The following is a 24,889-nucleotide window of genomic DNA, read 5'->3' as shown; positions in this document are numbered from 1 at the left end:
CCGAGGCCCGGCCCCGCCTCGAGCCGTGCCCCGGACGCGTGCGGATCGAGGGGCGGGCGGGTGGGGGGTTAGGGTATCGGGCAGCAATTGAACTTCGCGTCCAATTGGAGGGTTCATGGGCTACCGCACCGTACTCGTCGGCACCGACGGGTCCGCCTCCTCCTTCCGCGCCGTGTCGGCGGCGGCGTCCCTGGCCGGGGCGACCGGGGCCACGCTCGTGCTGGCGTGCGCGTACCTGCCCATGCGGGGGAACGAGCGGGCCGCGGCCGCCGAGCGGCTGGGCGAGCTGGCGTACAAGGTGAGCGGCTCCACCCCCGCGGACGACGCACTGCGGGCGGCGCGTGAGCACGCCGTGGCGGGGGGTGCGACGGACGTGGTGCTGTCGGCCGAGCAGGGTGAGGCGGTGGACGTGCTGATCGCCCTGGCCGCCCGGCACCGCGCCGACCTGCTGGTGGTGGGCAACCGGGGGCTCAACAGCCTGGCGGGGCGGCTGCTCGGCTCGGTGCCGTCCGCGGTGACGCACCGGGCGTCGTGCGACGTGCTGATCGTGCACACCACGGACGGCGGCCGCTGACGACCTTCACTCCCCGGAGGCGCGCTCTCGCGTACGCGCGCGTCCGGGTGTGATGGTGGCGCGCCGGACGACACGCCCGTGTACGCGCCGCGGCGGGCAGGCCGGCGGGCGGGGCGCGGGCGGGCGGGGGGATGGCCCGGCCTGCTGGTTCGGCCGGTGGTGCGCCGGCGGCGCTCGTACCGGCCGGAAGGGGCTCGCGGGGAGATCGGTGACGCCGACGGCCGCCGACCGCATAGGCTTAGCGGGACGATGGAGAGAGGAGGCGACACGTGACAGAGCTCGAAGGGCTCCCCGAGCTCGTCGACCCGGTGCTCATTGCCGCGTTCGAAGGGTGGAACGACGCGGGCGAGGCCTCCAGCGGTGTGATCTCCCATCTCGAGTCGGCGTGGAAGGCCGAGCCGCTCGTCGCGCTCGACCCCGACGACTACTACGACTTCCAGGTGACGCGGCCCGTGGTCGAGATGACCGACGGGCTCACCCGCTCGATCGTGTGGCCGACGACGCGGCTGCTGCGCGCCCGCCCTCCGGGGATCGAGCGCGACGTCGTGCTGCTGCGCGGCATCGAGCCCAACATGCGCTGGCGCTCGTTCTGCGCCGACATCATCCTGATCTGCCGCAAGCTGGGCGTCGACCTGGCCGTCATGCTGGGCGCCCTGCTCAACGACTCGCCGCACACCCGTCCCGTGCCGATCCTGGGCAGCGCGACCGATCTGACGCTGGCGCGTTCCACCAACCTGGAGCTGAGCCGCTACGAGGGCCCGACGGGCATCGTGGGGGTGCTGCAGCACGCGTTCGGCGAGGCCGGGCTCGACTCCATCGCGCTGTGGGCGTCGGTGCCCCACTACGTCGCCCAGCCGCCCAACCCGAAGGCCACGCTGGCGCTGCTGCGCCGGCTGGAAGACGTGCTGGAGATCCCCATGCCCCTGGGCGATCTCGACGAGGAGGCGCGCGCGTGGGAGCGCGGCGTCGACGAGCTGGCCTCACAGGACTCCGAGGTGGCCGACTACGTCAAGGAGCTCGAGGAGCGCAAGGACGCCGCCGAGCTGCCCGAGGCCAGCGGAGACGCGATCGCGGCCGAGTTCGAGCGCTATCTGCGGCGCCGCGACACCGACACTGACAGCTAATTTTCAGGGGTTAGATCCGACATTTTTTGGTGATTTTGGGCAATAATCGGGAACCGTGCAAGATTGCACCAAGTTGGGACTCCAGATTTAGCCCTCACCCCCGAAAATCTCGGCTTCGCACGTGATGCCTAGTCACTTGACCGCGCACGTTAGGCACGCCATGGCGACTTCCCACGTAGATCCGTATCAGAGGAGCCAGGACACCAGGCGGCGCATCCTGGAGATGGCCGTCTCCCTCCGCGAGGTCCGCGAGGACAACGGCGGCGGGTCGGTGGACCACTATCTGGCCCTGCTCCAGGACCGGCTCCCGCTCTGGCTCAGCATTCTTCATGACCTCGACCATCGCATCGGAAAAGGGTGCGTATCGGACAATCTTCTGCCCGTCGCTCAGGCCGGCATCGACTATCACCTCGAAGTGCAGGGCGCGGCGCTGCCCGCGTTCACCTCACCCTCCGTGACCGTGCGGTTCCGCGAGGCCATCCGCGACACCGGGCTCGGGCCGCGCATGGAGATCGCGCCGCTGGCCGCCTACCTGGCGGCCGAGCGGGATCTGGGCCGGATTCGTCCCGACGTGGATCCGGAGGCGAGCGCGCGGCTGCTGGTCGCGGGATGCTTCCACCGGGCCTACATCGAGATGTTCCTCGGTGCGGACGGCGGGCTCTCGCGCGAGGACAGCGCACGGGAGATCGTGCGCGAGCTGCGCTTGGAGCCGAACGCCTGAAGCCCGGTCTGGGGCAGGTGGCGGCGCAGGGACTCGTCGTAGCGGTGCCAGATGAGCGCCGCCACGTCGGGGTCCGCCCCCAGCGGCTCGGTCACCAGCCCCGCCCCTGACGCGGCCAGCCGGTCGTGGAAGAAGCCGGGCGCGAGCACGTACGAGGCGATCGCCACCCGCGCGGCGGGGGTCGAGTCGGTCGAGTCCAGCCGGTCCATGGCCTCCTCCAGGGAGGGCGTACCGGCCGAGGCGAAGGCCGCCGTCACCGGGCGGGCCAGGCGCACGGCGAGGCGGTGTGCGGCGGCGCGCACGTCGGCCAGCGCCGACGGGTCGGACGAGCCGGCCGCGCCGAGCACGACCGCGTCCGTGGCGCGCAGCCCGGCGCGCGTCAGCTTGCGCGCCAGCGCGTCGGTCAGCAGCCGGTGCGGCCCCAGCCAGCCGGCCACCACCGCGTCGGGGCGGTGCCGGGCGATGACCTCGGGCAGGTCGATGTGGGCGTGGTAGCCGCCGGCCAGCAGCAGCGGGACGACCACCACCGGGCCGCGGACCTCGGGCAGGACGTCCGACAGGAGCGGCGAGCTGATCTCCAGGTAGCTCAGCTCCACCCGCTGCCCGGGCCGCGCCCTTCTGACCGTCTCCGCCAGGGCCGACAGGGTCCGCTCCCCCGCCGCGCTGCGCGTGCCGTGCGCGGCCAGGACGAGCGCGGGCGTCACAGGCCGGCCTCGTAGCGGCAGGCGAGCCGGTAACCGCGCTTGACCACCGTCTCGACGATCCCGCCAGGCCCGAGGGCGCGGCGCAGCCGGGTGATGGCCATCTCCACGGCGTGCTCGGCAGAGTCGCGCGCGGCGCTGCCGGGCAGCACGGTACGCAGCTCCGCCCGCGACACCACGTGCCCCGGCTTGTCGGACAGCCGCTTGAGCACCGCCATCGGCGCCGGCGGCAGCGGCCGCAGCTCCCCGTCCACGACGACGGCGTGGCCGCGGATCTCCAGCCGGTGATCGCCGGCCACGAGCCGGGTGACGCCGTGCTCGGGCAGGTGCCTGGCCAGGGCGCGGGCCAGCGCGCCGAGCCGTGAGCGGTCCGGCTGCAGCGTCGGCACGCCGCGCGAGACCAGCGGGTCGGCGGTGACGGGCCCCACGCAGGCGGCCACGACCGGACCGCTGAACGCGGCCAGCAGCGCCTCCTCCAGCCCCTCGGCCCGCGCCGCGCCCAGCATGGCCTGCACGGCGGGCGCGCTGGTGAAGGCGACCGCGTCCACCGAGCCGGAGATCGTCTGGCTGATCAGGCGGCGCAGCGGCGAGATGTCGCGATACGGCAGCCACCGGTAGACCGGGATCTCGATCACCTCGGCCCCGGCCTGCCGCAGGTCGGCCACGAAGTCGCTGAGCGGCTCACCGTGCTGCTGCACCGCGATGCGCCGCCCGCGCAGGTCCTGGGCCAGCAGGTACTGCTTGACCTCCTCGCACGATTCGGTGGCGGGGGTCCAGTGGTCGTTGAGCCCGGCGGCGCGTACCGCTCCCCTGGCCTTGGGGCCGCGGGTCAGCAGGCGCGACCTGGACAGGTGCTCGTTCAGGTCGCCGGACAGGCCCCAGCCCTCGGCGGCGGCCATCCAGCCGCGGAAGCCGACGCCGGTGGTGACCACCACGTCGTCGAGCGGGTCCGCCAGGCTGAGCCGGGTCGCGGCGAGCAGGTCGGCGTCCTCGGCCAGCGGGACCAGCCGGATGGCGGGGGCGCTGACCACGCGGGCGCCGCGGCGCTCCAGGAGCGCCCCGAACTCCTCGCGCCGTCTCGTCGCGGTCACGCCGACGGTGAAGCCCGACAGGGCGTCGGGTGCCGTCTCCGGGGAGGAGCCGCTCTCGTCGGGAAGCGCGCTCATACGTGCACCTCCTGATGGTCATGGATGCCTGGCCGGGCCCCGAGCGCCCGGCCAGGCATCACAGGCGCGTGTGACGCAAGTGAGATCACCCTCCGATACTGCTTTCGGGGGGTTTCGCCTCTGGGTCTCCTCTGTTACCGCTGTGCTACAAGGCAGGAGCTTCGCGGTTGGCGGGGCGCGGTCCGGGGAAACGTTCACCGTGACGATCGCGGCCTATCGGGGAGTTGCGAGTGACGGTCCGGCCTATTCGCATGTTCGACGATCCGGTGCTCCGCTCGGTCGCGGCGCCGGTCCAGGATTTCGACCGTGAGCTCCGGCGACTGGTGAAGTCCCTGACCGCCACCATGCGGGCGGGGTCAGGCCGGGCCGGTCTGGCGGCTCCGCAGATCGGCGAGGCGGCGCGCGTCGTGGTCTACTCCTACGACGGCAAGTCCGGCCATCTGGTCAATCCCCGGCTGGAGCTGTCGGCGCGGCGCGTCACGGCCGACGAGGCGTGCCTGTCGGCGCCCGGATTGTGGTGGCCGCTGGAACGGTCCTACATGGTCACGGCACGGGGCCGCGACATGTTCGGCAAACCCGTGACCGTGCGGGCGCTCGGCGTGCTGGCGAGGGTGCTGCAGCACGAGATCGACCACCTCGACGGCGTGCTGTTCAGCGACCACCTCGAAGCGGCCGAACGGGAACGGTTTCTGGCCGAGGCTCTGACGGCGGGCTGAGCTCACGCCGCTGCCCGGGGTCGGTGCCGCCCCACACCCCGTACGCCTGCCGGGTGTCGAGCGCGTAGGCGAGGCACGGCTCCCGCACCGGGCAGCCGCCGCAAACGTGTTTGGCCTGCTCGACCTGAGACTGGCCAGGTCCTTCCATCGAGATCGGGAAGAACAGTTCCGGGTCCAGTTCCAGGCAGGCGGCCCTGCGTGTCCAGTCGAGCATCATCATCATGCTCCTGGCGCCTACCCATAATCGGCAGGTCATACCTCGCCGAGCAGCCGATCCCAATCGGAGAGGAATCTGCTGAGTCCGTAGCGGGCCAGCGCGGAGGCCCTGGCCGCCTTTCCGCTCTGCGCGGCGCGCTCGGGATCGTTCGCGTACGCGTCCAGCGCGTCGGCCAGGACGTGCACCTTCGTGGACAGCACACCGGCCTCCGGCGGCACCGCCTCGATCGCCTCGGTGGCCGCCAGCGCGACCACGGGCAGGCCGAGCATCATGGCCTCGATGAGGGCCAGGCCCAGCGAGGTCCAGCGGTAGGGGTGCAGGTAGACGCGGCGCCGGGCCAGCTCGGCGTGCATGACGTGCTGGGGCAGGTCCTCGTGGGTGCCGTACGGCAGCCCGCGCACCTTCATCCCGAACACGTCGAGGGGCACCCGCTCGGCGAAGCGGGGCAGCAGGTCGGTCCCGGCGACCCTGGTGCGGCGTACCGGCTCGTTGACCACCACGCCCGCGCGGGGCAATTCGCCCGTGTACAGGTGGCCGGGGTCGGGGACGCCGTGCTCGATGACGCGCGTGGGCGCCCGGCCGTTGTCCCAGTACAGCTCGTTGAAGTGGGTGACGTGCACGAGGCGGAGGTCGCTCCGGCCGGCGAGCGGGTGGCGGGTGCGGGGCACGTCGCCCACCGGGGTGTTGTGCTCGACGTACACGCCGGGCACGTCGCGCCCCAGCCACTCGCGGGCCAGGTCGATCTCGTGCGGGCGCTGGTAGACGGCGACGTCCACGGATTCGTGGCGCAGCCGGTCCCAGGGCACCTCGCGGGCGCGCGCGGGCCAGTCGAAGGTGTCCGCGCGCCCCCGGCCGTCGGGACCACGACCGGGGACAACCGGGAGCACGTACTCGTGGCCGCCCCGGACGAACGCGTTGGCCCACGAACCGTGCACGTGCCAGATGAGGATCCTCACCAGCGGCTCCAGCCCATCGCGCGGGCCCAGGGCGCCGAGACGGCCGGCACCGGCCCTTCCGCGTCGCTCAGCACGCGGTCGACGACGTCGGTCAGGTCGTCGGCGACCTCGGCGGCCTGCTGGATCTCCTCCTGCAGCGTCAGCGTCGTCGGGACCAGGATGCCCCGGGCGCCGGCGGCCCTGGCCGCCTCCATGTCCCTGCCGATGTCGCCCACCACCACGCAGTCGCGCGGGCTGACGTCGAGGACGGCGGCGGCCCTGATCACGAGCCCGGGCGCGGGCTTGCGGCAGGTGCAGCCGTCGGCGTCGTCGTGCACGCAGATCGCCCACGCGTCGAACGGCCCGAGCAACTCCTCGACCTTGGCGTTCACCTGGTCCATCTCGTCCGGGGACAGCAGGCCCTTGGCGACGCCGGACTGGTTGGTGACCACGGCCACCGGGACGTCGGCCTGTCTGAGACGGCCCAGCGCCTCCACGGCGCCGGGCATGGGCTCGACGAGGTTCGGATCGCCGTTGTACGGCACGTCCCTGATCAAGGTGCCGTCCCGGTCGAAGAGCACGGCTCCGGGGCGTCGCTTTTCGAACACCTTCCACCTCCGTCGCTGCCCGGCAGCTACCCGGGGGCCGAGGGGACAAACAACTACTTAGCGTCATCAATCGCCCGTCGGCCCGCGCGTTTCCGCAGCTCAAGGTTTGAGGACCGCTTCTCTCGGTAGCGGTCCTCCACATTCCTCAGGAGGCAGCATGAGGTTTCTCGGCATCAACGCGATCTTCCACGACCCGGCGGCGGCGCTGGTGGTCGACGGCCGGATCGTGGCCGCGGCGGAGGAGGAGCGCTTCAGCCGCCGTAAGCACGGCAAGCGGCCGCTGGCGTTCTCCGCGTGGGAGCTGCCCGAGCAGGCCGCCGCGTGGTGCCTGAGCACGGCGGGCCTGTCCCCTGAGGACATCGACGCGGTGGCCTACTCCTACGACCCGTCGCTCGTGGCCGGGAGGCCGGAGGGCGACTGGGAGGACCTGCGCACCCGGTACGCCGTCCGCGCCCCGGCCTTCCTGTCCACGGCGCTGCCCGGCCTCGACCCCGGCCAGGTCACCTACGTGCCGCACCACATCGCGCACGCCGCCTCGGCGGGCCTGGCCTCACCCTGGCGCGACTGCGCGGTGCTGGTGTGCGACGGCCGCGGCGAGAACGTCTCCCACCTGGCGGGCGTCTACCGCGGCGGCGAGCTGGAGGTGCTGGCCACGCAGGAGCTGCCGCACTCGCTCGGCCTCATGTACGAGGACGTCACCGAACACCTCGGCTTCCTGCGCTCCTGCGACGAGTACAAGGTCATGGCGATGGCCTCCTACGGCACCCCCCGCCACCTGGACGCGCTGCGCGAGGTGATCTACACGACCGGCGACGGCGGCTTCCGGGTCGAGCCGGTCGACTGGAACGGCTACGCCAAGGCCCTGCCCAAGGGCGCCGCGTGGACCTCCGACCACGCCGACCTGGCCGCCGGCGTGCAGGCCCGGCTGGAGGAGGTGTTGCTGGAGCTGGTGCGCTGGCTGCACGAGCGGACCGGCGAGCGGCGGCTGGCGCTGGCCGGCGGCGTGGCGCTCAACTGCGTGGCCAACACCCGGCTGCTGGACGAGGGCCCGTTCGGCGAGGTGTGGGTCCAGCCGGCCGCCGGCGACTCGGGCACCGCGCTGGGCGGGGCGCTTCACCTGGCGCAGGCGTACGGCGAGCCGGCCGCGCCCATGACGGACGCGGCGCTCGGGCGCGGCTTCACCGACGAGGAGCTGGGCGCGTGGCTCGACGTGGCCCGCGTGCCGCACACCCGCCCCGCCGACGTGGCCGCCGCGGTGGCCGCCGAGCTGGCGGCCGACCGGATCGTGGCCTGGTTCCAGGGACGCTCCGAGTACGGGCCGCGGGCGCTCGGGCGGCGCTCGCTGCTGGCGCATCCGGGGCACGCGCGCAACACCGAGCGGCTGAACGACGTCAAAGGGCGGGAGCAGTTCCGGCCCATCGCGCCGATGGTGCTGGAGTCGCGGGCCGGGGAGATCTTCGGGCGGGGGCCGGTGCCGTCGCCGTACATGCTGTTCGTCCACGACGTGCGGCCCGACTGGGCGGCGCGCATTCCGGCGGTCGTGCACGTGGACGGGACGGCGCGCATCCAGACGATCTCGGCGGCGACGGAGCCGCTGATGGCGCGGGTGCTGAGCGAGTTCGAGGCGCGTACGGGGCTGCCGGTGGTGGTCAACACGAGCCTGAACACCGCCGGGCGGCCCATGGTGGACGATCCGCGGGACGCGCTGGAGTGCTTCGGGTCCTCGCCGGTGGACGTGCTGGCGCTGGGGCCGTACCTGGTGCGGCGCGGGGAGGTGTTCGCCTCGTGACCACCGCGTTGATCACCGTGGTGATCCCCACGATCGGGCGGCCGACGCTGCGCGGCGCGCTGGCCGCCGTGGGGCCGGGGGTGCCGGTGATCGTGGTGGACGATCGCACCGCTTCGGGCTCGCTGGGGCCCTTTCCCGGGCATGTACGTGTCGTGCGGTCGGGTGGGCGGGGACCGGCGGCGGCGCGCAACGCCGGATGGCGGGCGGCGGACACCCCGTGGGTGGTGTTCCTGGACGACGACGTGATGCCGCGGCCCGGGTGGGCCGAGGCGGTCCGGAAGGACCTGGCGGACCTGCCCGGCGAGGTGGCGGGCAGCCAGGGGCGCATCGTGGTGCCGCTGCCCGCGGGGCGGCGGCCGACGGACGGTGAGCGGCACACCGCCGGGCTCGAAGGGGCGCTGTGGGTGACGGCCGACATGGCCTACCGGCGGTCGGCGCTGGAGGCGCTGGGCGGGTTCGACGAACGATTCCCGCGGGCGTACCGGGAGGACGCCGACTTCGCGCTGCGGGCTTCGCGGGCGGGGCACCGGCTCGTCAAGGGTGCGCGGGTGACGGCGCATCCGGTGCGGCCGGACGGGTTCTGGGCGAGCGTGCGGTTCCAGCGGGGCAACGCGGACGACGCGCTGATGCGGCGGCTGCACGGCTCCGGGTGGCGCGCGGCCATCGGCGGCGGGCCGGGGCGGCTGCGGCTGCACGCGGTGACGACGGCGGCCGGGCTGACGGCGGCCGGGCTGACGGCGGCGCACCTCGCCCGGAAGCGGGGTGCGGGGCCTCTGGCGGTGGTCGCGGGGGCCGTGTGGGCGGGGCTGACCGCCGAGTTCGTGTGGCGGCGGGTCGCTCCGGGGCCGCGCGACCCGGCCGAGGTGCTGCGGATGGCCGTCACGAGCGTGCTGATCCCGCCGGTCGCCTGCGCGCACCGGCTGCGGGGGGAATGGCGGGCGCGGCGATGAGCGGCGGTCGCGAGCCCGGGGCGAGCGAAGCCGGGCTGGACGGGTCCGGAGTGGATGGGTCCGGAGTGGGCGGGGCCGGTGCGGTCCGGCGGTCGAGGGCCGGGCGGGTGCTGGTGGCGCGGCTGGACGATGCCGGGGACGTGCTGCTGGCCGGGCCCGCCGTCCGTGCCGTGCGGGCGGGGGCGCGGGAGGTGGTGTTCCTGGCCGGGCCGCACGGCAGGGCGGCGGCCGAGGTGCTGCCCGGGGTGGACCGGGTGGTGGAGTGGCACGCGCCGTGGATCGACCACACCCCGCCACCCGTCACGAAGGACCGGGTGGCCGACCTGATCGGAAGGACGGGCGGGATCGACGAGGCGGTGATCCTGACCTCGTTCCACCAGTCCGCGCTCCCGCTGGCGCTCCTGCTCCGGCTGGCCGGGGTGGGCCGGATCACCGCGATCAGCAACGACTACCCGGGCTCCCTGATCGACGTACGGCACCGCGTGGACGAGAGCGTCGACGTGCCGGAGGCGGAGCGGATGCTGGCGGTCGCCAGGGCGGCCGGATTCGAGCTGCCGCCGGGCGATGACGGCAAACTCGCAGTTCAGCGGCCATTGCCGGATATAGCCAAATTTACGGGGCACTGTAGTGGCGTCGGCGCCGTTGCCGACAAAGGCGCGTATGTCGTGGTGCACCCAGGAACCTCGGCCCCCGCTCGGACCTGGTCCGCCGAAAGGCATCGGCAGACCGTCCGGGAGCTGGCCGCGGACGGACACCAGGTTGTCGTGACCGGAACGGAACGTGACCTCACCGCCTTCGTGGCCAGCGACGTGGCGGCCGACCTGGGCGGAGTGACCACATTCGCGGAACTGGCCGCCGTGATCGATCGTGCCGGTGTGCTCGTGGCGGGCAACACCGGCCCCGCGCACCTGGCGGCGGCGGTCGGTACCCCGGTCGTGAGCCTGTTCGCCCCCGTCGTCCCCGCGGCGCGGTGGGCCCCGTACGGCGTTCCCACGGTGCTGCTCGGAGATCAGCAGGCGCCCTGCGGCGGCAGCAGGGCCCGCGTCTGCCCGATCCCCGGACACCCGTGCCTGTCCCAGGTGACAAGTGAGCAGGTGGTCAAGGCAGTGAGGGAGCTGACGCAGTGAAGGTCGATCTCATCTCCGAGCACGCGGATCCGCTGGCGGCGGTCGGCGGCGTGGACTCCGGCGGGCAGAACGTGTACGTCGCCGCGCTGGCCATCGCCCTCGCGGAGCGCGGGCACACGGTCGTCGTCCACACCCGGCGCTCCTCGGCGTCGCAGCCCGAGTCGGTGCCGCTGGCTCCGGGCGTCACGGTCGAGTACGTGCGAGCCGGTCCCGCGGCTCCTCTTCCGAAGGACGACCTGCCTCCGTACATGCCGGAGTTCACCGAGCGGCTCGCCGCCCGCTGGGCCGTGCGCCCGCCGGACGTCGTGCACGCGCACTTCTGGATGAGCGGGCAGGCCGCGCTGCGGGCGGCCGGCGGGATCCCGGTGGTGCAGACCTTCCACGCGCTCGGCACCGTCAAGCGGCGCTGGCAGGGGGACGCCGACACCAGCCCCGCGCACCGGATCGACACCGAGCGCGAGATCGGCCTGCGGGCCGACGCCGTGCTGGCCACCTGCAGCGACGAGGTGAACGAGCTGTGCGCAATGGGGATCCCCGAGCAGCGCGTCGCGGTCGTCCCGTGCGGGGTGGACCTGTCGGCGTTCTGCCCGGACGGGCCGGTGGCGCCGCGCCCCGGCGCCAAGATGGTGCTCAGCATCGGCCGGATGGTGCCGCGCAAGGGCGTCGACACCGTGATCGCGGCCATGCGCCAGGTTCCCGGCGCCGACCTGGTCATCGCCGGGGGCCGCCCGGACGACGAGGAGACGGCCAGGCTGCGCGAGCTGGCCGCGGCGTACGGGCTCGACCGGCGCGTCCACGTCATCGGCAGCGTCCCGCGCCGGCACGTTCCGGCGCTCATGCGCTCGGCCGACGTGGTGGTGACGGTGCCCTGGTACGAGCCGTTCGGCATGGTCCCGGTCGAGGCGATGGCGTGCGGGGTGCCCGTCATCGCGTCGGCGGTCGGCGGTCACCTCGACACGGTCGCGGGCTGCGGCGTCCTCGTGCCGCCGCGCCGCCCGCGGGCCCTGGCCAGGGCGCTCAAGGAGGTGCTCGGGGATCCGGACCGGCACGCGACGCTCGGGGCGGCGGGGGCCAGACGGTGCCGGGAACGGTACGGCTGGGCGCACGTGGCCGAGCGGACCGAGGCCGTGTACACGCAGGTCATCGATGGAAAGGTCTGCCGCCTGGCGGCCATGGGGGGATGATCATGGACGTACATCTCGAGAAGCTCTGGAACACGCTGGAGAAGGTGGATGATCACGCGGTCACCGTACGAGCCTGGGGCGGGAAGCTGGCCGGCGTGCTGGCCGCCGGGGGCAGGCTGCTGGCCTGCGGCAACGGCGGCTCGGCGGCGGAGGCGCAGCACCTGACGGCCGAGCTGGTCGGCAGGTTCAGGGAGGACAGGCCACCGTACGCGGCGATCCCGCTGCACGCCGACGGCTCGTCGCTGACGGCGATCGCCAACGACTTCGGCGCGGACCAGGTCTACGCCCGTCAGGTCCGGGCGCACGGCCGCGCGGGCGACGTGCTGCTGTGCCTGTCCACGAGCGGCGCCAGCCCGAACGTGCTGGCCGCGGCCGCGGCGGCGCAGGGGGCCGGGTTGCTGGCCTGGGCCATGACGGGACCGGCGCCGAACGCGCTGGCGGGGCTGTGCGACGACGCGGTGGCCGTACCGGCGTGGGAGACCGCCACCGTGCAGGAGGTCCACCTGGCGCTGATCCACCTGTTGTGCGACGCGGTGGAGGACGCGCTGTGAAGGCCGGGCGGCTGGTCGTCATCGGCGACACGCCGCTCGACGTGGACGTCGAGGGTGAGGCCGAGCGGCTCTGCCCGGACGCGCCCGTGCCGGTGCTCGACGTGTGCGCCGAGCAGGCCCGCCCCGGCGGGGCGGGCCTGGCGGCGCTGCTGGCCGCGCGGGACGGCGCCGAGGTCGTGCTGATCACGGCGATCGGCGACGACCCCGACGGCCACCGCCTGTGCGGGCTGCTGTCGGGCGAGCTCGATCTGGTACGCCTGCCGCTGCGCGGCGGCACCGTCCGCAAGACCAGGATCAGGTCGGGCGGCCAGAGCCTGGTCAGGCTGGACACCGGCGACGGCGTGGCCGGGCACACAGCAGGGAAAACGGCTGGGCACACAGCCGGGCGCACGGCGGGGGGCACGCTCGTCGCCGAGCTCGCGGCGGAGATCGAGTCGGCCGGCGCGGTGCTGGTGTCCGACTATGGCAGGGGCGTCGCCGGGATGGCTCGCGACCTGCTGCGCGAGAGCACCGTGCCGGTGGTGTGGGACCCGCATCCCCGGGGCGAGCAGCCGATGCCCGGCTGCGCGCTGCTGACGCCGAGCGAGGCGGAGGCGAAGCTGCTGTGCCCGTCGGGATATCACGGCCCTGACGAGGCCGCCCGCCGCCTCGTCAGGGCTCTGCGGGCCAGGGCGGTGGCCGTCACGATCGGCGAGCGCGGTGCCGCGCTGGCCGTCGAGGGCGGCCCGGTCATCACGGTGACGCCGCCGGTGCGGGCCGGCGGCCGGGACGCGTGCGGCGCGGGCGACCGGTTCGCCAGCGCCGCGGCGCTGGCGCTGGGCGACGGCGCGGGCGCCGAGGAGGCCGTCACCGCCGCCGTGGCCGCGGCCTCGCGCTTCGTCGAGCGCGGCGGCGCCGCGTCCGTCAGGGTGCGGGAGCAGCGGCTCGGCGACCGGCCGCGCACGGCGCTGGAGGTGGCCGCGCTCACCCGGGCGTCCGGCGGCCGGCTGATCGCCACCGGCGGCTGCTTCGACCTGCTGCACGCGGGCCACGTGAGCCTGCTGCGGCGGGCCAGGGCGCTGGGCGACGCGCTGGTCGTCTGCGTCAACTCCGACGACTCGGTACGCCGTCTCAAGGGCCCGTCCAGGCCCATCGTGAACGCGCTCGACCGGGTCGAGGTGCTGCGGGGACTGGGCTGCGTGGACGCGGTGCTGGTCTTCGAGGAGGACACACCCGCCGGCGCCATCGAGCTGCTCCGCCCGGACGTGTGGGTCAAGGGCGGCGACTACGAGGGTGAGCGGTTGCCCGAATCCGAGGTCCTCGGCCGGCTCGGCGCGGAGATCGTCGTACTGAGCACCCTGCCGGGCCGTTCGACAACCAATCTGATCAGGGAGATCCAGTGAACATTTTGATCACCGGAGGAGCCTCCGGGCTCGGTCTGGCCACCGCCGAGGCGGTGGAGAAGGAGGGCTGGAAGGCCCTGGTCGTCGACGTGCGCGAGCCAGACCAGCGCTTCGAGCACGTCACGGCCGACCTGTCCGAACGGAGGGAGGCCGAGCGGGCGGTACGTGAGCTGGCCGAGCGGGCCGGCGGGCTGGACGGGGTGGTGACGGCCGCGGGCATCGACGCGTGCGGGCGGCTGGAGGACGTGCCGGCCGACGACTGGGAGCGGGTCATCCGGGTGAACCTGCTGGGCACGGCCTCGGTCGTACGGGCGGCGCTGCCGTACCTGAAGCACACCCGCGGCAAGGTCGTCACCTGCGCCTCGACGCTGGGGCTGCGGCCGCTCAGCGACGCGTCGGCGTACTCGGCCTCGAAGTTCGGCGTCGTCGGCTTCACCCGGGGGCTGGCCGTCGAGCTGCGCGGGGAGGTGGGGGTGACCCTGCTGATCCCCGGCGGCATGCGGACGGGCTTCTTCGACGGCCGGCCGGACCAGTACAAACCGGGTCCGGAAGCGGGCCTGAACAATCCTGCCGACGTCGCGCAGACGATCGTCTTCGCGCTTCGGCAGCCCGCCGGATGCGAGGTGAGAGAGCTCGTCGTGTGCCCGTCCACGGAGACGTCATGGCCCTAGAACTCCTGGTACTGCGCGGGCTCGGGCTGGGCGACCTGCTCACGGCCGTGCCCGCGCTGCGAGCGCTGCGTCAGGCCTTTCCCAAGCACCGGATCACGCTGGCGGCGCCGCGGGCGCTGGAGGCCCTGCTGCCGCTGACCGGCGCGGTGGACGGCCACGTGGACGTGTCGGGGCCGGGGCCCATCCCGTTCGAGCGGCCCGACATCGCGGTCAACCTGCACGGGAAGGGGCCGCAGAGCATCGAGGCGCTGCGGCGTACCGATCCCGGGCGGCTGATCAGCTTCGGCACCGGCCCGCCGTGGCCGGACGACGTCCACGAGGTACGGCGCTGGTGCGACCTGCTGGAATGGCACGGCGTGCCCGCCGACCCCACCGACCTGACACTCGGCACCTCCGACAGGACGGGGCCGGTGATCCTGCATCCGGGCGCCGCCCACCCGGCCCGCCGCTGGCCGCCTGAGCGCTTCGCCCAGGTGGCCGCCCAGCTCGACGACGTGGTCATCACGGGCACCGAGCAGGAGGTGCCGCTGGCCCGCGAGGTCGCCGAACTGGCGGGCCTGCCGCCGGGGCGGATGCTGGCCGGGCGGACCTGCCTGGCCGACCTGATCGACCTGGTCAGCAGGTCGCGGCTGGTGATCTGCGGCGACACCGGCGTGGCGCATCTGGCGACGGCGTTCTGCGTGCCGTCGGTGGTGCTGTTCGGGCCGGTCTCCCCCGCGTTGTGGGGGCCGCCGCCGGGCTGGCGCCACGTGGCGCTGTGGGCCGGGCGCAACGGGGATCCGCATGGGGAGCGGGTCGACCCCGGCCTGCTGAAGATCGAGGTTTCCGAAGTCGTCGACGCAGTCATGGAGGTCACGTCATGAGGGCTCTGGTCACCGGGGGCGCCGGGTTCCTCGGCTCCTATCTGTGCGAGCGGCTGCTGGAGGAGGGGGCGGACGTCGTCTGCATGGACAGCTTCCTCACCGGCGGGCCGCGCAACGTCGAGCATCTGCTCGTCCGGCCCGAGTTCCGGCTCATCGAGTGCGACCTGACCGGGTACGTGCACGTGCCGGACCGACTGGACCTCGTGCTGCACTTCGCCTCGGCCGCCTCGCCGGCCGACTACCTGCGCTATCCGATCGAGACCCTGCGGGTGGGCAGCGTGGGCACCCTGCACGCGCTGGGGCTGGCCAGGGAGAAGGGCGCCCGGTTCATCCTGGCCTCGACCAGCGAGGTGTACGGCGACCCGCTGGAGCACCCGCAGCGCGAGACGTACTGGGGGAACGTGAACCCGGTCGGCCCGCGCAGCGTCTACGACGAGGCCAAACGCTTCGCCGAGTCGCTGACCACGGCCTACCGCCAGTCGCGGGCCACCGACACCGGGATCGTGCGCATCTTCAACACCTATGGCCCGCGCATGCGCCCGTTCGACGGGCGGGCGATCCCGACGTTCATCCGGCAGGCGCTGACCGGCGAGCCGATCACGATCACCGGCGACGGCTCGCAGACGCGGTCGATCTGCTACGTGGACGACACCGTGACGGGCATCCTGGCCATGGCCCGCAGCGACTTCGCCGGGCCCGTCAACATCGGCAATCCCGACGAGCTGACCATGATCGAGCTGGCCACCCTGGTCAGGGACCTGGCCGGGTCGTCGTCGGAGATCAGGTACATCGACCGTCCGGCCGACGATCCCAAGGTCAGGAGGCCGGACACGTCGCTGGCGGCCGAGCGGCTCGGCTGGTCATCGGAGGTGCCCGCCAAGGAGGGGCTCAGGCGGACGATCGAGTGGTTCTCCGCCGAGCTGGGCTTGATCGAGCAACTGGCGAGAGTCTGAGGCTCACCTGGGGTTGCCGGCGCCGAGCCAGGCGAGGTAGTCGGCGGCCCCGCGCCCGGTGTCGTACTCCGGCTCGAAGCCGGTGTCCTCGCGCAGGCGGGTGACGTCGAGCCAGAGGCCGGTCTCGGGGCTCTCCGTCAGGTGGGGGCGGGCGCCGGGGACGAGTTTCGCGATCGCGGCGGCGACCTCTCCGTTGGTCGTCCGCCGCCCGGAGGCCACGTTGTACGTACGGTGCCGCAGCCGCTCCGCCAGTTGCAGCAGGGCGATGGCCCGGCCGCAGTCCCTGGCGTAGAGCAGGTCCATGCCGTCGCCCGCCCGCAGATCGCCGTGATCAGTGCCGTGGGCGGCGGCGTGCACGAGCTGGGGCGCGCCGAAGAACGGCGACGGGGTGTGGCCGCCGGGCCCCCAGATGGCGCCAATGCGGTAGGTGACGGCGTCGATGCCCATGGCGCCGGCCAGGTGGTCGGTGATCAGCTCGCCGATCTTCTTGAAGCCGGGGATCGGGTGGGCGACGGTCATCGGCAGCGGAACGTCCTCGGCGAAAGGGCTCTCACCGGAGGCACCGAGGTACACGCCGATCGTACTGGCCAGCCCGACCCGGCTCACCTGCCACTCCTGGGCGGCCCTGAACACGTTGAACAGGCTCTTGAGCGCCCTCTCCGCGCCTTCGGCGGGCTCGTGCCCGCCGGGCGGCCACGGCATCGAACCGGCGAGGTGCACGATGCCGGTGATCTTGTGGCGTTCCCCGATGGAGAGGAGGGCCCGTTCGTCGGTGAGGTCGGCCTGTTCGACGACGACGCGCTCGTCGGCGGAGGCGCCCTGGCGGCGCTGGACGAGCACGCAGGACTCCCCCAGGTCGAGCAGCGCGCGGGTGGTGTGCGTGCCGATGAATCCGAGGCCACCGGTGATCAGAATCATGTCAGTCCCATAGATCGTCAGTGTTACTGATTATCAGGGTAACAAAAAAGCGGCCGCCTGGGAACGGGCGGCCGCTTCGCTACAGGGACACGCCCAGGAGGGCGTCGGCGAGGTCGCGGACGAGAGCCGGGGACGAGGAGTCGGGGCCACCGTCCGGCAGGGCCTCGTCGGCCCAGGCGTCGATCGCGGCCAGCGCGGCCGGTGAGTCGAGGTCGTCGGCCAGGCGGGCGCGCACCGTGGCCAGCAGCTCCTCGGCGCGCGGGCCCGAGGCGAGCGCCACGGCGGAACGCCAGCGGGCCAGGCGGCGCTCGGCCGTGGCCATCATGGCGGGGACGTATTCCCAGTCGGCCCGGTAGTGATGGGCCAGCAGCACCAGCCGGACCGCCATCGGGTCGTGCTCCAGGCGCAGCTTGTGGACGAAGACCAGGTTGCCCTTGGACTTCGACATCTTCTCGCCGCCGAGCGCCACCATCCCGGCGTGCGTGTAGAACTTGGCGAACGGCCACTCGCCCGTCGCGGCGTGCCCTTCGGAGGCGCCGCACTCGTGGTGCGGGAAGATCAGGTCGGAGCCGCCGCCCGCGACGTCGTAGCCGGGGCCCAGGTGGTCGAGCGCGATCGCGGTGCACTCGATGTGCCAGCCGGGACGGCCGCGGCCCAGCGGTGAGTCCCACGCGGGCTCGCCGGGCCGCTCGGCCCGCCACAGCAGCCAGTCGAGCGGGTGCCGCTTGCCGGGCCGGTCGGGGTCGCCGCCGCGCTCGGCGAACAGGGCCAGCATCTCCTGCTCGGGGTAGCCGGACACCTGCCCGAACTTGGGCGCGTCGGCCACGCTGAAGTAGACGTCGCCGCCGAGCTCGTAGGTGACGCCCTTGGCCGACAGCCGGGCGATCAGGCCGGCCACCTGCCCGACGACCTCGGTGACGCCGACGTATTCGCGCGGCGGCAGGATCCGCAGGGCCTCCATGTCGCCGCGGAACAGCTCGATCTCGCGCTCGGCCAGGTCCTGCCAGTCGACGCCGGTCTGGGCCGCGCGCTCCAGGAGCGGGTCGTCCACGTCGGTGGCGTTCTGGGTGTAGTGGACCTCGTGGCCCGCGTCCCGCCACATCCGGCCGACCAGGTCGAAGGCGTGGTAGGTGTTGGCGTGGCCGAGATGGGTGGCGTCGTAGGGGGTGATGCCGCAGACGTACATCCTGGCCGTGGGCCCCGGATCGGTCTGCCGGACCTGCCGGGCCGAGGTGTCGTAGAGACTCAGCGGAATGCTCTCACCTGGGAGCTGGGGAATGTTCTGGGCAGACCACGATCTCATGTCTTTGAGCCTATCCGTCCCGATCAGCGGTCAGGTCGATGAAGTCGTACGTCACATCGTCCGGCGCGATCGTGACCTCCATCACCGACAGGGAGGCGAAGATCCGGCCGTCCGGAGCCTCGTGGCGGATGATCAGCGCGCTCCGGTCGGAGGACGGCTCCGCCTTGATCAGTTCCCGCCATGCGGTGGCGCCCGCGAACCGGGGCAGGTACGCCACCACCCGCTCGCTCTCCGGGTCCAGGCCCGTGTTGACGACCATGCTGGTGCCCTCGGGCAGAGCGGAGACGGCAGCGCGGTCGCCGTCCCAGCTCAGCAGCCGGATCCCGGCCAGGCCGGCGAGCACGAGGTGAAAGGGGTCGTAGCGGGACAGGTCGCCCGCGGGCAGCTCGCCGGTGTACGCCGCCCGCAGCGCCAGGTCTCCCCGCGAGATCCTGGTCGCCTGCGCGGCCTCCCGGCCGTGGCCGTTGAGCAGCGCCGCGGCGCGGCGGGCCGCCGGGTTGACGGCCAGCCAGGTGCCGCCGGCCTTCAGGTCACGCCCGCCGATCACGCCCGGATATTCCGGCCAGTGCTCCCCCGGCCCTTCCCAGGGCCGGTCTTCGAACTCGTCCCGCACGCCCATGAGGGTCAGCGGCCGCCCTGTTCTCACGATGAGCGTGCACATGGGCAAAGGGTATTAAACGGGTTTGGGGTATTTCAGATGGGGGGCCAGGGTATGGCGGGCCAGCCCTCTGACGGGTACGGATGCACCCCGGTGTCCAGCAGCCGCCTGACCCGCTGCCAGGTGGCCTCCACCTCGGCCTGCGTGAGCAGCTCGCGCAACCGGCGCCCCAGCGAGCCGGACTCCAGGTCGCGCTCCAGCTTGGCCAGCACCGCCACCGCCTCGCGGGCCAGCGGCTTGCCGCGCCACTGCCACAGGACCGTGCGGAGCTTGTCTTCGGCGGAGAAGCAGACGCCGTGATCGACTCCATAGACGTGCCCGGTGGGCAGCGGCAGCAGGTGACCGCCCTTGCGGTCGGCGTTGTTGACCACCGCGTCGAACACCGCCATCCGGCGCACGACCGGGTTGCGGCTCTTGACCAGCCGCATGAGGTCGATCTCGCGCTCGGTGTCGATCCAGAGCTGGCACATGCCGGGGCCGAAGGGCCCGTCGCGGTAGACCGTGGGCGGCACGATGCGCCAGCCGGTCGCCTGCGACACCTCGAACGCGGCCACCTCGCGGGCGGCGAGGGTGCCGTCGGGGAAGTCCCACAGGGGGCGCTCGCCGCGTACGGGCTTGTAGACGCAGGCGGCCGAGCGCGAGCCGAGCTTGACCGAGCAGTAGAGCGTCATGTTGGTCGCCTCGACGAGGCGGCCGGCGACCTCCACGGTGCCGTCGCGCAGCAGCGCGAGGGCCTCCTCGTCATGCATGGACGGCGTTGGGGAGGGCTTGATGGCCGGTTCGCTCTCCGGAGCGGTCATGAAGCCTGCTCACCCCCGCGGTAGCCGTTGAGACGGACGCAGACGTGTCCGGCGGCGTCGAGCGGCTGTCCGCACAGGGGGCACGGCGGCCGGCCCGCCGAGACGATCTGGAGGGCCCGCTGGGTGAAGGCGCGCGCGGCGCCCGCGCTGATGCGCACGCGCAGCACCGCGGGCTCGGGGCTGTCGAGATCGTCTTCGTCGACGACCTCCTGCGCCTCGATCACCACCTGCGAGTTCTCGGCGTCCCAGGCCAGTGCCATGGTGCCGACGCGGAAGTCCTCCGCGAGCGGCACGTCGAGGGGCGCGTCGTCGGCCAGGTCGGCGGGAGCGAGCGCGGGCACCTGGGCGACGCCCCCGCTCAGGCGCAGCACCTCGTCGAGCAGCTCGTCGAGCCTGCCCGCGAGCGCCGCGACCTGCAATTTCTCCAGCGCCACCGTGGTCAGTCTGCCCTCGGCCCTGGCCTGCAGAAAAAAGACCCGTGCGCCCGGCTGCCCCAAGGCACCGGCGACGAATCTCTCTGGTGGGTCGTAGTCGAAGACCGGCATAGCCTGACCTTACGTGGTTCCGGGCCCGCCGCCGACGGCGGCATCGCTCCCGGTGATGTTTTCTCCCCCGTCTTTCTCCTCCGAATCCTCGGGAAGCCTCAATTCCCCCATATCGTTAACCCTGAGAACAAAGGGACGCAGGGGGGCATAGCGAATGACGGTGAGAGCCGCCGGATCGGCGGTTATGCGCTGAAACTGATCGAGGTGGAGGCCCAGAGCGTCGGCGACGATCGCCTTGATCACGTCGCCGTGGCTGCAGACCAGGTAGACACCCTTCCCCCCGAGGCGTTGATTCCACTCCCGGACCGCCGAGACGGCCCGATGCTGCATCGCGGTCAGCGACTCCCCTTCCGGAAATGTCGCCGCGCTCGGGTGCGCCTGCACGACCTGCCACAACGGTTCCTTGGCGAGTTCGGCGAGCGGCCGGCCGGTCCACGCGCCGTAGCCGCACTCGATGAAGCGATCGTCGATCTGGACGTCCGTTTCGCGGCCTTCCGCAACCGCTTGCGCCGTTTCCCGGCAGCGTTCGAGCGGGCTGGAGACAATGACATCGAGCCTGACGCCCGCGACGCGCCCGGCGAGCGCGGCGGCCTGCGCCCTGCCCGCCTCGCTCAGATGCACTCCCGGGGTACGCCCGGCGAGCACCGGCCCGGTGAGGTCGGTCAGCCCGTGCCGGGCCAGAAGAAGCGTGGTCACACAGCAAGTGTCGCAGGCGTCGATCACAACGTTTCATCGACGTGGACGGTAACCTGGCGGGATCATGGAGCAGCGCTATGTCGGCCACAGCGGCCTGTCGGTGTCCCGGCTGGGGCTCGGCACGATGACCTGGGGGCGTGACACCGACGCGGACGAGGCGGCCGCCCAGCTCCGCACGTTCCTCGACGCGGGGGGCAATCTCGTCGACACGGCCGACGTCTACACCGGCGGCGACTCCGAACGGCTGCTGGGCCGGATGCTGCGCGACTCGGTGCCGCGCTCGGAGCTGGTGATCTCGACCAAGGCCGTGGTGACGCCGTCGGGCCGCCGTCCCCGCGACGCCTCCAGGCGTCACCTGATCGCCGCGGTCGACGACTCGCTCAACCGTCTCGGGCTCGACTACGTCGACCTGTGGCAGCTCCACACCTACGACGCCGAGGTGCCCCTGGAGGAGACCCTGGCCGCGCTCGACGCGATCGTCTCCTCCGGCCGGGCCGTCTACGCGGGCGTCTGCGACTACGCCGGCTGGCAACTGGCCGCGGCCGCCGTCACCCAGCGGATGGTGCCCGGCCGCATCCCGGTCACCGCGGCCCAGGTCGAATACTCCCTGCTGGCCCGTGAGCCGGAGCGCGAGCTGCTGCCCGCCGCGGCGCACCTGGGCGTGGGCGTGCTGGCCTGGTCGCCGCTCGGGCGCGGGGTGCTGACCGGCAAATATCGCACCGGGATCCCGGGCGACTCGCGCGCCGCGACGCCCCACTTCGCCGACTTCGTCCGGCCCTATCTCGACGAGCGCAGCCGCCGGGTCGTCGAATCCGTCATGACGGCCGCCGACGGTCTTGGTGTGTCGCCGCTCGCCGTCGCCCTATCCTGGGTGCGCGACCAGCCCGGCGTCGCCTCGGCCATCGTCGGGGCCCGTACACACGCGCAGCTCAAGGGCGTCCTGCCCGCAGAAGACGTGGTGCTGCCCAGAGAGATCCGAGAGGCCCTCGATGACGTGTCGTCACTCGACTGATACGGAAAGAGAGACTCTCTCGCGTATCACTAGTCGATACCGAATCGCAACTTTACCCGGCAAACGCCTGCGTCTGGCGAGCGATGTCCATAAAGATTTCCCCCGGAAGCGACGCAGGAGGGGACGGATGGGGAGCAGGACCGCGATCTCGGCTGGAGTTCTCGCGGTGGCACTGGCGGCCGTCCCCGTGGGGGCCCCTGCCGCCTCGGCGGCCGTACAGGATTGCGCGCACGACGGGGGCCTGCTCTCGGGGGTGACCAACACCCTGTGCGACGTGGTGAAGGCGGTGACGGGCACGGTCGACACCCTCACGGGGGGCACGACCGACCGGGTGACGAGCGGGGTCGACGACACCACGGACGAGGTGCTCGGGCGGGTCGGTGAAGCGGTGCCGACGACCAAGTCCGACTCCGGCCGATCGACCGCCAAGCCCGGCACGACGCCGGACCCCTCGAAGACCGGCCTGGTGCCGGAGACCCTCAACGACGTGTGCCTGCCGGTGCTGGCCTGCAAAGACCAGGAAGGCGTCGGCACGGTGACCCCCGGCCCGTCGCCCAGCCCCTCGGGCACGCGCAAGGGACGGCTGGTCGAGGGCCGCTCGAAGGCCTCGGCGGCGCCTGTGCCGACCACCTCCCGGCCGGAGAGCCGGCCGCAGCAGGTGGACACGGGGCGGCCGGTCCCCGAGCGGAAGACGGTGGACGCCGAGGAGCCGCGGGTCGACCTGCTGTGGCCCAACCCGTTCGCCCATGAACTGACGGTCCCGATGCAGGACCAGCGCGTGGTCCGGCCCAGCCCGCCGGCCTCCGACGTGCTGGGGACCGTTCTGACGATCGCGCTCCTGGGCTCGGCGGTCCTCGCCACCCGGATCGTGCAGCAGCGCCGCCACCGTACTGAGCCGACGGAGTCGATCCCGTTCGAGCCGGCCAGGGCCGGTAATGGGCGGCACCGGCTCGCGTGAGCTTGTGAGCGGTGCGGTGTGCACGCTTTCCCGGCGTGATCGGGCAGTGTGCACCGTGGCACGGCGCGCACCCTTTTTCTAGCCTCGTACGCAGTGGCCTGGCCCAGACGACGGGGGGGTCGTGGACCAGGCCTTGAAGTACGGGGGCGCCGATCAGGTCGCCGGGCGGCCGGCTGTGGCGGCCGCCCGGCGACCCTGACCGGTCGGACGCAACCGGTCGGATGCGATGCGGCCGGTCAGGCTTTGGCCGTCAGGCGCCGATCGCGTGGACGCCGCCGTCGACGTGGACGATCTCGCCCGTCGTCGCCGGGAACCAGTCGGACATCAGGGCCACGCACGCCTTCGCCGCCGGCACCGTGTCCGAAAGATCCCAGCCCAGCGGGGCCTTCTCGGGCCAGCTGTCCTCGAACTCCTTGAAGCCCGGGATCGACTTGGCCGCCATCGTGCGCAGCGGGCCGGCCGCCACCAGGTTGACGCGGATGTTCTGCTTGCCCAGGTCGCGGGCCAGGTAGCGGTTGGCGGACTCCAGGCCGGCCTTGGCCACGCCCATCCAGTCGTAGACGGGCCACGCCTTCGAGGCGTCGAAGTCGAGGCCGACGACCGCGCCGCCGTCCTTCATGAGCGGCAGGCAGGCCACCGCCAGGGACTTGAACGAGTACGTCGACACGTGCAGGGCGGTGGCGACGTCCTCCCAGGAGGTGTTGAGGAAGTTGCCGCCGAGCGCCGTCTGCGGGGCGAAGCCGATCGAGTGGACCACGCCGTCGAGGCCGTCGACGTGCTCGCCCACCCGGGCGGCCAGCGAGTCGAGGTGCTCGGTGTTCTGGACGTCGAGCTCCAGCACCGGCGCGGGCGCGGGCAGGCGCTTGGCGATGCGCTCGACCAGGCTGAGTCGGCCGAACCCGGTCAGGACGACCGTGGCGCCCTCTTCCTGGGCCAGCTTGGCGACCGAGAACGCGATCGAGGCGTCGGTCAGGACGCCCGTCACGAGGATCCGCTTACCTTCGAGAAGTCCCACGTCAGTGCCCCATTCCAAGTCCGCCGTCGACGGGGATCACGGCCCCGGTGATGTAGGAGGCGTCGTCGCCGGCCAGGAACCGTACGACGCGCGCGACCTCCTCGGGAGCCGCCTGCCGCCCGAGGGGGATGTTGGCCACGATCGCCGCGGTGTCGAGCTCGGCCGTCATGTCGGTGGCGACGAAGCCGGGAGAGACCACGTTGACCGTGATGTTGCGGGAGCCGTATTCGCGGGCCATCGAGCGGGCGAACCCGACCAGGCCGGCCTTGGAGGCGGCGTAGTTGGCCTGGCCCGCCTGGCCGGACAGGCCGACGACGGAGGAGATGAGGATGATCCGGCCGCGCTTGAGCTTCATCATGGGCCTGATGGCCCGCTTGGCGACGCGGTAGGCGCCGGTCAGGTTGGCGTCGATGACGTCGGTGAAGGTCTCTTCCTTCATCATCGCCAGCAGCGTGTCCTTGGTGATGCCCGCGTTGGAGACCAGGACCTCGACCGGGCCGTGCTCGGCCTCGACCTTGTCGAAGGCGGCCTCGACGTCGGCCATGCTGGTGACGTCGCAGCGCACGCCGAACAGGCCCTCGGGCGGCTCCCCGGATCGGTAGGTGACCGCGACGGCGTCGCCGGCCGCGGCGAGTTCACGGGCGATCGCGAGGCCAATGCCGCGATTGCCCCCGGTGACGAGTACAGAGCGTGCCATGGCACCTGACGCTATCCCCTACCCGCCGGTATCCCCTTGTCCGGGTGGGACAAGA

28 protein-coding genes are annotated in these 24,889 nt (G+C 72.7%); 15 read left to right on the top strand and 13 right to left on the bottom strand.

The window, feature by feature from the left end:
* Positions 1-115: 115 nt before the first annotated feature.
* From C4V41_RS43725 to C4V41_RS61135, 3 genes are all read left to right on the top strand, one after another.
* Entirely contained in the window at positions 116-574 is a 459-nt protein-coding gene (locus C4V41_RS43725) for a universal stress protein (RefSeq protein ID WP_103961921.1), read from the top strand.
* Positions 575-843: 269 nt separating this feature from the next.
* The gene (locus C4V41_RS43720; RefSeq protein WP_103961920.1) at positions 844-1,698 is read left to right on the top strand and encodes a PAC2 family protein; all 855 of its coding nucleotides are present in this window, start codon (positions 844-846) and stop codon (positions 1,696-1,698) included.
* A 160-nt stretch (positions 1,699-1,858) separates the two neighbouring features.
* Positions 1,859-2,419, top strand: coding sequence for a hypothetical protein (locus C4V41_RS61135; protein WP_146104004.1), 561 nt, complete (start codon positions 1,859-1,861; stop codon positions 2,417-2,419).
* Here the strand turns inward: C4V41_RS61135 and C4V41_RS43715 are convergent.
* Together C4V41_RS43715 and C4V41_RS43710 are read right to left on the bottom strand one after the other, a co-directional pair.
* On the bottom strand, positions 2,323-3,123 hold the full coding sequence (locus tag C4V41_RS43715) for a sirohydrochlorin chelatase (protein WP_103961919.1): 801 nt from the start codon (positions 3,121-3,123) through the stop codon (positions 2,323-2,325). The genes C4V41_RS61135 and C4V41_RS43715 overlap by 97 nt on opposite strands.
* Complete coding sequence (locus C4V41_RS43710; protein WP_103961918.1) at positions 3,120-4,286, bottom strand: uroporphyrinogen-III synthase; 1,167 nt, start codon at positions 4,284-4,286, stop codon at positions 3,120-3,122. The genes C4V41_RS43715 and C4V41_RS43710 overlap by 4 nt, the downstream gene beginning before the upstream one ends.
* Positions 4,287-4,516: 230 nt before the next feature.
* Here C4V41_RS43710 and def point away from each other — a divergent pair, with 230 nt between their 5' ends.
* The gene (gene def, locus C4V41_RS43705) at positions 4,517-5,002 is read left to right on the top strand and encodes a peptide deformylase (protein ID WP_103961917.1); all 486 of its coding nucleotides are present in this window, start codon (positions 4,517-4,519) and stop codon (positions 5,000-5,002) included.
* On the opposite strand, the gene C4V41_RS43700 is transcribed toward def, so the two are convergent.
* From C4V41_RS43700 to C4V41_RS43690, 3 genes are all read right to left on the bottom strand, one after another.
* A complete protein-coding gene (locus tag C4V41_RS43700) occupies positions 4,938-5,150 on the bottom strand; it encodes a WhiB family transcriptional regulator (RefSeq protein WP_235030758.1) in 213 nt (70 codons plus the stop codon). The genes def and C4V41_RS43700 overlap by 65 nt on opposite strands.
* Before the next feature lie 104 nt (positions 5,151-5,254).
* Positions 5,255-6,175 carry a glycosyltransferase gene (locus C4V41_RS43695; RefSeq protein ID WP_200824617.1) on the bottom strand — a complete coding sequence of 307 codons (921 nt, stop codon included), beginning with the start codon at positions 6,173-6,175 and terminating at the stop codon, positions 5,255-5,257.
* On the bottom strand, positions 6,172-6,762 hold the full coding sequence (locus C4V41_RS43690) for a D-glycero-alpha-D-manno-heptose-1,7-bisphosphate 7-phosphatase (protein WP_235030755.1): 591 nt from the start codon (positions 6,760-6,762) through the stop codon (positions 6,172-6,174). Before C4V41_RS43690 ends, C4V41_RS43695 begins: the two co-directional genes overlap by 4 nt.
* 157 nt (positions 6,763-6,919) lie before the next feature.
* Between C4V41_RS43690 and C4V41_RS43685 the strand changes: the two genes are divergently transcribed.
* The 9 genes from C4V41_RS43685 to C4V41_RS43645 are packed head-to-tail and all read left to right on the top strand — an operon-like array spanning position 6,920 to position 16,232.
* Positions 6,920-8,551 (top strand): carbamoyltransferase family protein, encoded by a 1,632-nt coding sequence (locus C4V41_RS43685; protein ID WP_103961915.1) that lies wholly within the window; start codon positions 6,920-6,922, stop codon positions 8,549-8,551.
* Complete coding sequence (locus tag C4V41_RS43680; protein WP_235030754.1) at positions 8,548-9,501, top strand: glycosyltransferase family 2 protein; 954 nt, start codon at positions 8,548-8,550, stop codon at positions 9,499-9,501. The genes C4V41_RS43685 and C4V41_RS43680 overlap by 4 nt, the downstream gene beginning before the upstream one ends.
* Positions 9,498-10,628 carry a glycosyltransferase family 9 protein gene (locus tag C4V41_RS43675; protein WP_103961955.1) on the top strand — a complete coding sequence of 377 codons (1,131 nt, stop codon included), beginning with the start codon at positions 9,498-9,500 and terminating at the stop codon, positions 10,626-10,628. Before C4V41_RS43680 ends, C4V41_RS43675 begins: the two co-directional genes overlap by 4 nt.
* Positions 10,625-11,812: a glycosyltransferase gene (locus tag C4V41_RS43670; RefSeq protein ID WP_103961914.1), complete on the top strand. Its 1,188-nt coding sequence runs from the start codon at positions 10,625-10,627 to the stop codon at positions 11,810-11,812. Before C4V41_RS43675 ends, C4V41_RS43670 begins: the two co-directional genes overlap by 4 nt.
* Positions 11,813-11,814: 2 nt before the next feature.
* Entirely contained in the window at positions 11,815-12,363 is a 549-nt protein-coding gene (locus tag C4V41_RS43665; protein WP_103961954.1) for a D-sedoheptulose-7-phosphate isomerase, read from the top strand.
* Positions 12,360-13,745, top strand: coding sequence for a PfkB family carbohydrate kinase (locus C4V41_RS43660; RefSeq protein ID WP_103961913.1), 1,386 nt, complete (start codon positions 12,360-12,362; stop codon positions 13,743-13,745). The genes C4V41_RS43665 and C4V41_RS43660 overlap by 4 nt, the downstream gene beginning before the upstream one ends.
* The gene (locus C4V41_RS43655; protein WP_103961912.1) at positions 13,742-14,416 is read left to right on the top strand and encodes an SDR family oxidoreductase; all 675 of its coding nucleotides are present in this window, start codon (positions 13,742-13,744) and stop codon (positions 14,414-14,416) included. Before C4V41_RS43660 ends, C4V41_RS43655 begins: the two co-directional genes overlap by 4 nt.
* Positions 14,407-15,279: a glycosyltransferase family 9 protein gene (locus C4V41_RS43650; RefSeq protein WP_103961911.1), complete on the top strand. Its 873-nt coding sequence runs from the start codon at positions 14,407-14,409 to the stop codon at positions 15,277-15,279. The genes C4V41_RS43655 and C4V41_RS43650 overlap by 10 nt, the downstream gene beginning before the upstream one ends.
* Positions 15,276-16,232: a UDP-glucuronic acid decarboxylase family protein gene (locus C4V41_RS43645; protein WP_103961910.1), complete on the top strand. Its 957-nt coding sequence runs from the start codon at positions 15,276-15,278 to the stop codon at positions 16,230-16,232. Before C4V41_RS43650 ends, C4V41_RS43645 begins: the two co-directional genes overlap by 4 nt.
* 3 nt (positions 16,233-16,235) lie before the next feature.
* Here C4V41_RS43645 and C4V41_RS43640 read toward each other — a convergent pair whose 3' ends face one another.
* The 6 genes from C4V41_RS43640 to C4V41_RS43615 form a co-directional block, all read right to left on the bottom strand.
* Positions 16,236-17,150: an NAD-dependent epimerase/dehydratase family protein gene (locus C4V41_RS43640; protein ID WP_103961909.1), complete on the bottom strand. Its 915-nt coding sequence runs from the start codon at positions 17,148-17,150 to the stop codon at positions 16,236-16,238.
* A gap of 79 nt (positions 17,151-17,229) precedes the next feature.
* Complete coding sequence (gene mshC, locus C4V41_RS43635; protein ID WP_103961908.1) at positions 17,230-18,453, bottom strand: cysteine--1-D-myo-inosityl 2-amino-2-deoxy-alpha-D-glucopyranoside ligase; 1,224 nt, start codon at positions 18,451-18,453, stop codon at positions 17,230-17,232.
* A gap of 10 nt (positions 18,454-18,463) precedes the next feature.
* Positions 18,464-19,114 carry an NRDE family protein gene (locus C4V41_RS43630; RefSeq protein WP_103961907.1) on the bottom strand — a complete coding sequence of 217 codons (651 nt, stop codon included), beginning with the start codon at positions 19,112-19,114 and terminating at the stop codon, positions 18,464-18,466.
* A 32-nt stretch (positions 19,115-19,146) separates the two neighbouring features.
* Positions 19,147-19,911: an SCO1664 family protein gene (locus C4V41_RS43625; RefSeq protein WP_103961906.1), complete on the bottom strand. Its 765-nt coding sequence runs from the start codon at positions 19,909-19,911 to the stop codon at positions 19,147-19,149.
* Positions 19,908-20,456: a DUF3090 domain-containing protein gene (locus C4V41_RS43620; protein ID WP_103961905.1), complete on the bottom strand. Its 549-nt coding sequence runs from the start codon at positions 20,454-20,456 to the stop codon at positions 19,908-19,910. The genes C4V41_RS43625 and C4V41_RS43620 overlap by 4 nt, the downstream gene beginning before the upstream one ends.
* Before the next feature lie 9 nt (positions 20,457-20,465).
* The gene (locus tag C4V41_RS43615; protein ID WP_103961953.1) at positions 20,466-21,152 is read right to left on the bottom strand and encodes an MSMEG_4193 family putative phosphomutase; all 687 of its coding nucleotides are present in this window, start codon (positions 21,150-21,152) and stop codon (positions 20,466-20,468) included.
* 64 nt (positions 21,153-21,216) lie between these two features.
* Here C4V41_RS43615 and C4V41_RS43610 point away from each other — a divergent pair, with 64 nt between their 5' ends.
* Positions 21,217-22,164, top strand: coding sequence for an aldo/keto reductase (locus C4V41_RS43610; protein ID WP_103961904.1), 948 nt, complete (start codon positions 21,217-21,219; stop codon positions 22,162-22,164).
* A gap of 127 nt (positions 22,165-22,291) precedes the next feature.
* Positions 22,292-23,122: a hypothetical protein gene (locus C4V41_RS43605; protein ID WP_146104003.1), complete on the top strand. Its 831-nt coding sequence runs from the start codon at positions 22,292-22,294 to the stop codon at positions 23,120-23,122.
* A gap of 250 nt (positions 23,123-23,372) precedes the next feature.
* Here C4V41_RS43605 and fabI read toward each other — a convergent pair whose 3' ends face one another.
* A complete protein-coding gene (gene fabI / locus C4V41_RS43600; RefSeq protein WP_103961902.1) occupies positions 23,373-24,137 on the bottom strand; it encodes an enoyl-ACP reductase FabI in 765 nt (254 codons plus the stop codon).
* Between the two features lies 1 nt (position 24,138).
* Positions 24,139-24,834 carry a 3-oxoacyl-ACP reductase FabG gene (gene fabG, locus C4V41_RS43595; protein WP_103961901.1) on the bottom strand — a complete coding sequence of 232 codons (696 nt, stop codon included), beginning with the start codon at positions 24,832-24,834 and terminating at the stop codon, positions 24,139-24,141.
* Positions 24,835-24,889 lie beyond the last annotated feature (55 nt).

The sequence above is a fragment of the Nonomuraea solani genome (genome assembly GCF_900108335.1).
Lineage (GTDB): Bacteria > Actinomycetota > Actinomycetes > Streptosporangiales > Streptosporangiaceae > Nonomuraea > Nonomuraea solani.
Note: the sequence above shows the minus strand (reverse complement) of the source record. Positions and strands in the feature narration are given on the sequence as shown.

Excerpts from the sequence above, each read along its gene's own strand:
- C4V41_RS43630 (WP_103961907.1), bottom strand. The coding sequence starts at position 19,114 with ATGTGCACGCTCATCGTGAGAACAGGGCGGCCGCTGACCCTCATGGGC.
- C4V41_RS43700 (WP_235030758.1), bottom strand. The coding sequence starts at position 5,150 with ATGGAAGGACCTGGCCAGTCTCAGGTCGAGCAGGCCAAACACGTTTGC.
- C4V41_RS43640 (WP_103961909.1), bottom strand. The coding sequence starts at position 17,150 with ATGATTCTGATCACCGGTGGCCTCGGATTCATCGGCACGCACACCACC.
- C4V41_RS43665 (WP_103961954.1), top strand. The coding sequence starts at position 11,815 with ATGGACGTACATCTCGAGAAGCTCTGGAACACGCTGGAGAAGGTGGAT.
- C4V41_RS43625 (WP_103961906.1), bottom strand. The coding sequence starts at position 19,911 with ATGACCGCTCCGGAGAGCGAACCGGCCATCAAGCCCTCCCCAACGCCG.
- C4V41_RS61135 (WP_146104004.1), top strand. The coding sequence starts at position 1,859 with ATGGCGACTTCCCACGTAGATCCGTATCAGAGGAGCCAGGACACCAGG.
- C4V41_RS43675 (WP_103961955.1), top strand. The coding sequence starts at position 9,498 with ATGAGCGGCGGTCGCGAGCCCGGGGCGAGCGAAGCCGGGCTGGACGGG.
- mshC (WP_103961908.1), bottom strand. The coding sequence starts at position 18,453 with ATGAGATCGTGGTCTGCCCAGAACATTCCCCAGCTCCCAGGTGAGAGC.
- C4V41_RS43710 (WP_103961918.1), bottom strand. The coding sequence starts at position 4,286 with ATGAGCGCGCTTCCCGACGAGAGCGGCTCCTCCCCGGAGACGGCACCC.
- fabG (WP_103961901.1), bottom strand. The coding sequence starts at position 24,834 with ATGGCACGCTCTGTACTCGTCACCGGGGGCAATCGCGGCATTGGCCTC.
- C4V41_RS43650 (WP_103961911.1), top strand. The coding sequence starts at position 14,407 with ATGGCCCTAGAACTCCTGGTACTGCGCGGGCTCGGGCTGGGCGACCTG.
- C4V41_RS43610 (WP_103961904.1), top strand. The coding sequence starts at position 21,217 with ATGGAGCAGCGCTATGTCGGCCACAGCGGCCTGTCGGTGTCCCGGCTG.
- C4V41_RS43620 (WP_103961905.1), bottom strand. The coding sequence starts at position 20,456 with ATGCCGGTCTTCGACTACGACCCACCAGAGAGATTCGTCGCCGGTGCC.
- C4V41_RS43685 (WP_103961915.1), top strand. The coding sequence starts at position 6,920 with ATGAGGTTTCTCGGCATCAACGCGATCTTCCACGACCCGGCGGCGGCG.
- C4V41_RS43605 (WP_146104003.1), top strand. The coding sequence starts at position 22,292 with ATGGGGAGCAGGACCGCGATCTCGGCTGGAGTTCTCGCGGTGGCACTG.
- C4V41_RS43725 (WP_103961921.1), top strand. The coding sequence starts at position 116 with ATGGGCTACCGCACCGTACTCGTCGGCACCGACGGGTCCGCCTCCTCC.
- C4V41_RS43645 (WP_103961910.1), top strand. The coding sequence starts at position 15,276 with ATGAGGGCTCTGGTCACCGGGGGCGCCGGGTTCCTCGGCTCCTATCTG.